The 7903-nt window shown below is 45.6% G+C and carries 9 protein-coding genes; 6 read left to right on the top strand and 3 right to left on the bottom strand.

The window, feature by feature from the left end; genetic code table 11:
* Window positions 1-92: 92 nt before the first annotated feature.
* The 3 genes from hutZ to hutW form a co-directional block, all read right to left on the bottom strand.
* A complete protein-coding gene (gene hutZ, locus JC606_RS22365; protein ID WP_102295703.1) occupies window positions 93-623 on the bottom strand; it encodes a heme utilization protein HutZ in 531 nt (176 codons plus the stop codon).
* A gap of 119 nt (window positions 624-742) precedes the next feature.
* Window positions 743-1264 (bottom strand): heme utilization cystosolic carrier protein HutX, encoded by a 522-nt coding sequence (gene hutX, locus JC606_RS22370; protein ID WP_137406697.1) that lies wholly within the window; start codon window positions 1262-1264, stop codon window positions 743-745.
* Between the two features lie 57 nt (window positions 1265-1321).
* Window positions 1322-2731, bottom strand: coding sequence for a heme anaerobic degradation radical SAM methyltransferase ChuW/HutW (gene hutW, locus JC606_RS22375; protein WP_137406696.1), 1410 nt, complete (start codon window positions 2729-2731; stop codon window positions 1322-1324).
* A 161-nt stretch (window positions 2732-2892) separates the two neighbouring features.
* On the opposite strand from hutW, the gene JC606_RS22380 reads away from it, so the two are divergent.
* The 6 genes from JC606_RS22380 to JC606_RS22405 all read left to right on the top strand — a co-directional run bounded on the left by JC606_RS22380 (window position 2893) and on the right by JC606_RS22405 (window position 7775).
* On the top strand, window positions 2893-3702 hold the full coding sequence (locus tag JC606_RS22380; RefSeq protein ID WP_198779474.1) for an energy transducer TonB: 810 nt from the start codon (window positions 2893-2895) through the stop codon (window positions 3700-3702).
* Window positions 3703-3704: 2 nt separating this feature from the next.
* Complete coding sequence (locus JC606_RS22385) at window positions 3705-4406, top strand: MotA/TolQ/ExbB proton channel family protein (RefSeq protein WP_137406694.1); 702 nt, start codon at window positions 3705-3707, stop codon at window positions 4404-4406.
* The gene (locus tag JC606_RS22390) at window positions 4403-4816 is read left to right on the top strand and encodes an ExbD/TolR family protein (protein WP_102425006.1); all 414 of its coding nucleotides are present in this window, start codon (window positions 4403-4405) and stop codon (window positions 4814-4816) included. The genes JC606_RS22385 and JC606_RS22390 overlap by 4 nt, the downstream gene beginning before the upstream one ends.
* Before the next feature lie 145 nt (window positions 4817-4961).
* The gene (locus tag JC606_RS22395) at window positions 4962-5852 is read left to right on the top strand and encodes a heme/hemin ABC transporter substrate-binding protein (RefSeq protein WP_137406693.1); all 891 of its coding nucleotides are present in this window, start codon (window positions 4962-4964) and stop codon (window positions 5850-5852) included.
* Window positions 5853-5955: 103 nt separating this feature from the next.
* Window positions 5956-6993, top strand: a complete 1038-nt coding sequence (locus JC606_RS22400; protein WP_198779475.1) for a FecCD family ABC transporter permease — start codon at window positions 5956-5958, stop codon at window positions 6991-6993.
* A complete protein-coding gene (locus tag JC606_RS22405; protein ID WP_102425009.1) occupies window positions 6993-7775 on the top strand; it encodes a heme ABC transporter ATP-binding protein in 783 nt (260 codons plus the stop codon). The genes JC606_RS22400 and JC606_RS22405 overlap by 1 nt, the downstream gene beginning before the upstream one ends.
* Window positions 7776-7903 lie beyond the last annotated feature (128 nt).

Below are 7903 nucleotides of genomic sequence, written 5' to 3' on the forward strand. Positions count from 1 at the left end.
ATTATCTCTCAGAAGAAGGATCGGTCAACCGATCCTTATCTGATCTACATTGCTCACATTGGAGGGCTTCTTAAATAACCAGTTACATAAGGTTACTCGTTAGATACTTTTTTGTGGCCTTCTTGCAAGTGAACGAAATCTACTAGATCGTCACCCGATACTTGGTATGCCTGACCAAAGCCTTTAACGAACAAGCCGTTCTCTGCTTTAAGATTGAACAGAGAGAAATCTTGAAGCTGGCTCAAACCATCGATGATCTCACCGAAACGCTCTTGCATCTGGCCAATCACTTGAGTCCAAAGTTCTGTTTCACGCTCGACAACACTCGCTTGTGCATCAAACGTTAAACGCTTACGTGCGTAAAGCTGCTTTGAGCTCTCTTCATCTTCAATCATCATCAAAGAAACTTGTGGGTTCTCTTTCAAGTTACGAGCGTGACGAGCAATATCAGAAATTAGAACAAAGTAACCTTCTTGGTTTTGAACGAAGGGCGCGTAGCTCACGTTCGGGCGGCCCTCTTCATCAACCGTTGCCAGTTGAAGGGTACGGCGCTCTTGGCGAAACTCTTTAATTTCTGGACCTAGGCGACCTTGTAGACGTTCTTGTTTTACTTGCTGTTCCATGGGTAGTTCCTTACTTCGCTTTCTCTGATTTATTATGTTTGCCCGAGGTTGAGCGATCATTAGCAAACTAAACGATCCTCGAGCATTGATGTCTTATTAACTATTACTGCTGATTCTTTTTAAGCTTGTTCTTTTAGTGCTTTGAAGCGTTCTACTTGGTCAGCAATAAGCTCTCGTTTTTCATTGCGGCCTAGGTAAATCTTGAAAATGTTCTCGCCCGTTTCACTGAAGAAACCGAAGTAATGACTTTCACGACCCATGAACGCTTTGCTCACCAAACCGATCTGCTTGATGTTGTCGAGTTTCAGGTGACCATGAAGCTCGCCTTCTTTGCCCATAAGGTTGTAGTAACCACGCGCTACTTTGCCTTTCGGGAACGGCGCTTTTACTTCGAAGATTGAGCCAAATGAGTGTACGATCGTGGTCACTGGTCCCCAACCCACTAAGCCTTCCAAGATTTCTTGAGCACGGCTGCCATCTAGCATCACTGCCATGTCGTTTGGAAAAGCAGCGACTACCTCAACCTCTGAAACGCCAAGCTTCTCTGCAATTGCAGTTGGCAGCAGTTTTGGTTCTTCCTCTAGGATGTGCGCGACACGTTGCTCTAGAGTTTCGGTTACTTCTAATGTTGTATCTGTCATTGGATATATTTCCGTATAAACAAGTAATTACGTAAGTTATAAAATGAAAATTCGATATTAAGCGTGCTTCAAGCTTGCATGCGGGTGAACACCCGAAACTGATGCTTTCGGCGCTGGGTGCATCGCTTGATACTCAGCGTTAAGTACTTTAATAACACTCTGAGCTAGGCTTACTGCCCAGAAGCTGCCAGCGATTGTGAGAGTCAGGTAGTCTTCAGATAGCTCAACTAAACCATTCTGTTCCCAGTGTTCGAACAGCGGTTTTAAATAGTCGAATGTCTCTTGTCCCATAAAGCTTGGTAGCGTACTTCGTCTAACAACACCAGAATCGAAACCTGCCTTTAACGTTGAGAACATCGGTTCCAAAGCACTCTGCTTAGTCATCATGGCAATAGGTAATTGGCCTTGCTTAATAGACTCCATGTAGCTATCTAAAGTTCGATGTTGCATCACACCATGGCCGCCAATGTTGCCACCAGCACCACAACCAACCGGAAGCACTTCGGCATAAGTTTTCGCTAAGCTGTTGTAAATGCTGCGTTCTCGGTTATCGCGAGTCCAGTGATTCACGCTCAGCTGTTTAATTTTGTGCTTAGCCATAAACTCAACGCCCGCTAAATACATGCTTGCTTTGTCGGGTGTGTTGGCTGGTGGCGGGATCTTTCCTTTCTCAACGAGGTTAAGCATAGGGGCACTGCCCCCAACAATCAGTTGGTAAAGGTCAATGCCGTGTGCGCCCGTCGACATGTAGTCTTCTAGGTCTTGTTGGAACACATCCATCGACTGATAAGGTAATCCATACAGTAGGTCAAGAACGATCGGTGCTTGCTCAGTACGACTTAAAAAGCTGATACGTTCTAGAACCACTTCACGGTCATCTAAACGTTTCGCGCTACGTCGTACTTTAGTATTGAAGCTCTGAATACCAAATGAGAAACGGTTGAAGCCACCTTCAAGTGCACTGTCGAACATATCATCGCCGAATCGGTTGATGCGCCCTTCTAAGGTCATTTCCACATTGTTTGCTAGAGGGAAGTGTTGGCGAATAGCCTTACCTAATAGCTCGACTTGTTTAGGCGACAGAGCGGTTGGTGTTCCCCCACCGATATAAACGGCATGAAACAATCCAGACTGAGCCCATGGTGTGTTGGCTTTTTGCTTGAGCTCGACCATCAATGCATCGAAATACTCGTCTACCAATTTGCGACTTGCCGCATTTTGGAAAAAATTACAGAAAGTACAACGCACTCGACAAAAAGGAATATGGATATACAAGCAACGCTTATCCTGTTTTTTCCCTTCACTCAGCATCAACTCATCAAAGAGCTCCAACTTCTTGCTCGGTTCAACCAGAATTGAGCTTCCTCCGGCGTGTGCAGAATGCTTTTTGGCAAACGCAAAACGAAGCGGATCAGGGCTAGAAACGCCCAAGATTGATTCGTCAAATTTATAAATATTAAGACTCATATAATCTCTCTAAACACTTACATAGCAAAGTCTGGAAGACTATTCGCTAAAAACTCAGAGAATCATAAATAGGCGTAAATGATAATGCAATTGATAATTGATCTTATTTAGATTCTAAGCAATAATCTGCTACAGAATTTAGATTTGGTAAAGGATTGAAAGTGAACGTTCCTAGGTATGTTATTGCAGGCGGCGCATCGTTAGTGATTCATGCGGCACTATTGTTTGTCGCTCAAGAATCCAAAGTATTTGCGATGCCTGCAGGTAGCCAATCGAACACGGTATCGATCAACTTCACTCCAAAGAGCATGCCTTCTCAAGCTCAACAAAAAACCGTCACCGAACCGGTTGAACCAGAACCAATCAAAGAACCTGTTTCAAAGGCTGAGCATAAACCAGCGGAGCCAAAAGCCGCTGAACCCAAGCAAGCTAAACCAACACCTAAGAAAAAGGCGATCACCAACAAGCCACAGCCAAAGAAAGTAGAAAAAAAGGTCGTTGAAAAGAAAATCGAGAAGAAACCGGTTCAAAAGAAACATGTGACTGAGAAAAAGGTCGTGAAGAAAGAACGACCAAAAACAGAATCAACACCACAACCTGAAAAGTTAGCCGACAAGAAAGTCGATAAGAATATGGAAGATTCTGCCAACCAGCCTCAGGAAGTAAACCAAGGCGTCTCAAACCAAGAGCCAGTGTTGGTCACGAAGCCATCCTTTGCTGCTCGCCCTACACCGCCAAACTACCCTCGCCAAGCACGACGTCGTGGTATTGAGGGTGTAGCTACTTACGAGATCTGGCTAGACGCTGAAGGTAAACAAGTTAAACAAGCATTAGTAAATTCATCAGGTGCACTGATGCTCGATAACGCCGCATTAGAAGCCATTAAACAATGGAAGTTCTCACCTCACACTGTCAACGGCCGAGCAATCGCTCACCGTGTGCAAATACCTGTTCGTTTTAGGTTGGATTAATCATGCAACAAATCAGTTACTTACAAGATCAACTTGGCTTAATGACTTGGCCTTTACTTATCTGTTCAGCACTCACGGCAATGATCATCGCTGAGCGAATCTTCCAAGTCATGCTCAGTATTGGTGTTGGCAAGCGCGCTATTCGCCGCGAGCTCAACCAAATATCACCAACCAACAGCCAAGAAATTGAAGCGCTTGCTCAGTCGATTTCAGGTAAACGACCGCTATTGTACAAGGGCGTGTCAATGTTGCTTGCTCACCACTCTTTCTCAAAAGGGTTACGTGAAGATGCTGCGGGGATCTGGCTACAAGAAAAACGCCACCAATTGCACGCAGGCCTAAGACTGCTTGGCTTAATCGGCGTGATTAGCCCACTGATTGGGCTGCTTGGCACGGTACTTGGCCTTATTGAAATGTTCAAAGGTGTTGCCGCGACAACAGGCAGCATCACACCAAATGATCTAGCAGACGGTCTTGGATTGGCAATGAGAACAACCGCTGCTGGCTTAATGATCGCACTGCCTGCTATTTCAGGTGCACAACTATTGGGCCTTTGGGCTGACCGAGTGCTTGCTCAACTAGAACACACTCTGAATTACGTAAATGTATGGCTAGAAGGCATGTCTATTCAAACAAACCAGTCTGGCGATGTAAATCATGCGTCTGCAAACCAAGCCTCTGTAGGTAATGTGAGCCAAGCATGATTAAAACGCCAAACTCATCCCATACGCAGAGCCTAACTCCAGACTTAACGCCTCTGCTCGACATCATTTTTATTGTGATGGTTTTTCTACTGCTTACAGCTTCGGTAAAGCTGGAATCACTCGAAGTTGACCTACCAAGTTCGGACGTAAAAAACGTTTCAGAGGTCCACAAAGATTCGATTAGCGTCAATATTTTAGACCATGAACCTTACTGGGCTATCAACGGAAAAGAATACATTGACTGGGAAAATTTCAAGATCGCCTTGCTCGAAGAGACAGGTTCAACGGATAAAAAGCCGATCATCATTGGCGCGGATAAAGCCGCCAACGTGGAGAACCTAGTGAAACTGCTGTCTTTCCTTCAAGAGAATGGAATTCCTGCAACTCAATTACTCACTGACGATGGCTAGAGCGACACGCGATATTCAGAAGATTTGGCTCTTAGTAACTAAGACCAAGTAGTCGGACCTGAATATCTCCATTGATTAGAACTCACATGCGAACGGACTGCTCACTGAGTTTCTTCGCGATACAAAAAGATATAAAGAACTTATTATGAATAACTTAAACGTGCTCAATAAACTAAAGACCAAGACTTCTCTCTTTTCATTGGCAGCAATGAGCTTGGCTCTTAGCGCACCAACCGCGATGGCTAACGACATTGAACAACCACGAATCATCAGTGCTGGCAGCGCCGTTACAGAATTGGTTTTAGCGCTTGGCGCAGAAGAACAATTGGTTGGCATTGATGTGACCAGTCGTTTCCCTCAATCTGAAAAACTGCCTAAGATCGGCTACCACAGAAACCTATCTGCTGAAGGTTTGCTTGCTCTAGAGCCAACCACACTGATTGGTTCTGATGAGATGGGATCGGACAACGCGATCTCTCAACTGAAATCTGCGGGCGTCGATGTCGAAATCGTTAACACTGAGGCTAACGTTGAAGGACTACTAAAACGTATCGATCAAATCGCAAAGATCACACACACTGAAGATCACTCACAGCAAGTTAAAGCCGATGTGAATCAAAAGATTGCCGCACTTAAAGCGAATCAAGTACCAAGTAACCAAGCCAAGAAAGTACTGTTCCTATTGCTGCACGAAGGTCGCCCTGCGAACGTTGCTGGCGGTGAAACATCACCAAATGCGATCATTGAGTTGGCTGGCGGTATCAACCCAGCCGCTCAAAGCCTTACATCTTACAAACCATTATCAATGGAATCGCTTGTCGAGATGCAACCTGATGTCATTTTAGTGAGTGGCCGTAGTTACCAAAAAATGGGCGGCGCTGATGCGATTCTTAAATCATTACCCATGTTAGCGGCAACCCCTGCAGGTATGAACAAGCAAATCATCACCGTGAATGGCAGTGCTTTGGTTGGTGGGCTTGGCCTAGAAAGTCTCTCTGAAGCCAAGCGTTTAAACGCACTTATTTACCCGCTATAACTCGACCACCCTATTTCTGCTATCGCTAATCCACTCCCCCTCACCACAGACTCACGTTGTTAGTAAAGGGGATTAAAGTTAGAGATAGATATTGAGGCCCTTTATGTTGTTACGATCCGTCCCACTGAAAACATCGATGTTAGGCCTAGGTGCTACCCTAGTTTTTGTCGCGCTGTACTCGATTACTGTTGGGCCAATGAACATTAGCTTAGCGGACAGCGCCACAAGCTTAATTCAACCAAACAATGACTTAGCACCTCACATCAACTTGGTGATCCAAGAAATTCGACTGCCAAGAACCATACTATGCATGCTAATTGGTGCCATTCTCGCACTATGCGGTGCCGTCATGCAGGGGCTATTTCGCAACCCACTGGCTGAGCCTGGTATCATTGGCGTATCTGCCGGTGCAGCCTTGGGAGCAGCATTAGCTATCGTTCTGTTTTCTGAGCTTTCGCTTCAATATCCGGCATTCATGAACTTTGCCGCAGTACCTGTATTTGCTTTTTTGGGCGGTGCTTTGACCACCCTGTTGGTTTACAAACTTGGTACTGGCAAATTCGGAACTTCAGTAACTATCATGCTGTTAGCAGGTGTCGCAATCAGCGCACTTTCAGGTGCAGGGATAGGCTTCTTAAATTTCATCGCTGATGATCAAATGCTGCGTGACCTTTCGCTATGGTCGATGGGCTCATTAGCTGGCGCTAAATGGTCGGGGATTATACTTGCTGCAATTACGCTCGTTGGACTGTTCGTCGTTTTTTACCGACAAGCGATGTCTCTGAATGCCCTACTCCTAGGTGAATCAGAAGCTCAACACCTGGGGATTCCAGTTCAAAAACTGAAACGACAACTGATTCTACTGACGGCAGCAGGTGTGGGTATCACGGTAAGCCTATCTGGCATGATTGGTTTTATCGGGCTTGTGATCCCACATTTAGGTCGCATGCTCGCAGGTCCTGATCACCGAGTTCTGTTACCTTTATCAGCGGTACTAGGCGCACTACTGTTAACAGCGGCAGATATGTTTTCACGCGTTGCTCTTGCCCCAGCAGAACTGCCAGTAGGTATTGTCACTGCGATTATTGGTGCGCCCTTCTTCTTGTACCTACTATTCCAACAGAAAGGGAGAATCCTTTAATGTTTCCTGCAGCGTTAAAAGCGACCGATATTGAAGTAAAGTTCGGCAGCAAAAAGATACTAGATAGCGTATCCATAGAGATTGAAGCAGGAAAGGTCACCACGCTGCTTGGCCCAAATGGCGCAGGCAAAAGCACACTCCTCAAAGCCTTGTGCCAAGAGATATCAAGTACCGGCGACATTCAATATTTTGGGCATGCTAAAGACAAATGGCCTTCACACAAGTTGGCAAAACACTTGGCTATGCTTCCTCAACACAGCACGTTGACCTTCCCATTTCTGGCACACGAAGTTGTTGAACTTGGTGGTATTCCACTGCAAGAGTCAAACAAGACTCTGACCAACATCGCGAACCAAAAGATGGACATCGCCGATGTATCCCACTTGGGAGAGAGGCTTTACCCTTCTCTGTCCGGTGGTGAAAAGCAGAGAGTTCACTTGGCTCGAGTACTCACTCAACTCCACCACTCTGGCGACCAATGCATCTTGATGCTTGATGAACCCACCTCTGCATTGGATCTTGCCCACCAGCACAACACGCTAAAGATCGCGAGAGAACTTGCAGACAATCATAATGCAGCCGTTATCGTGGTGTTGCACGATCTAAACTTAGCGGCTCAGTATTCCGACCGATTGGTGGTATTGAAAGATGGTAATTTAGTGTGTGATGGCAGCCCTTGGGAAGCGCTCAAGCCGTCAATGATTGAGGATGTTTATGGATATAAAAGCATCGTAGAAAAGCACCCGACGATGAGCTTTCCTCAGGTGCACCCAGCACAATAAATTCGATTTAGATCCTGCTCATTTTTAGCACCCTGCACTAATGATAATTGAATCACTATAAGCCTCGATTTTATCGCAATGTAGTTCACTTAAGCGGAGCTGCTTTGCGATTAATTGGGTAGCGAGTC

This window comes from Vibrio sp. IB15, assembly GCF_016406055.1.
GTDB classification, from domain to species: domain Bacteria; phylum Pseudomonadota; class Gammaproteobacteria; order Enterobacterales; family Vibrionaceae; genus Vibrio; species Vibrio chagasii.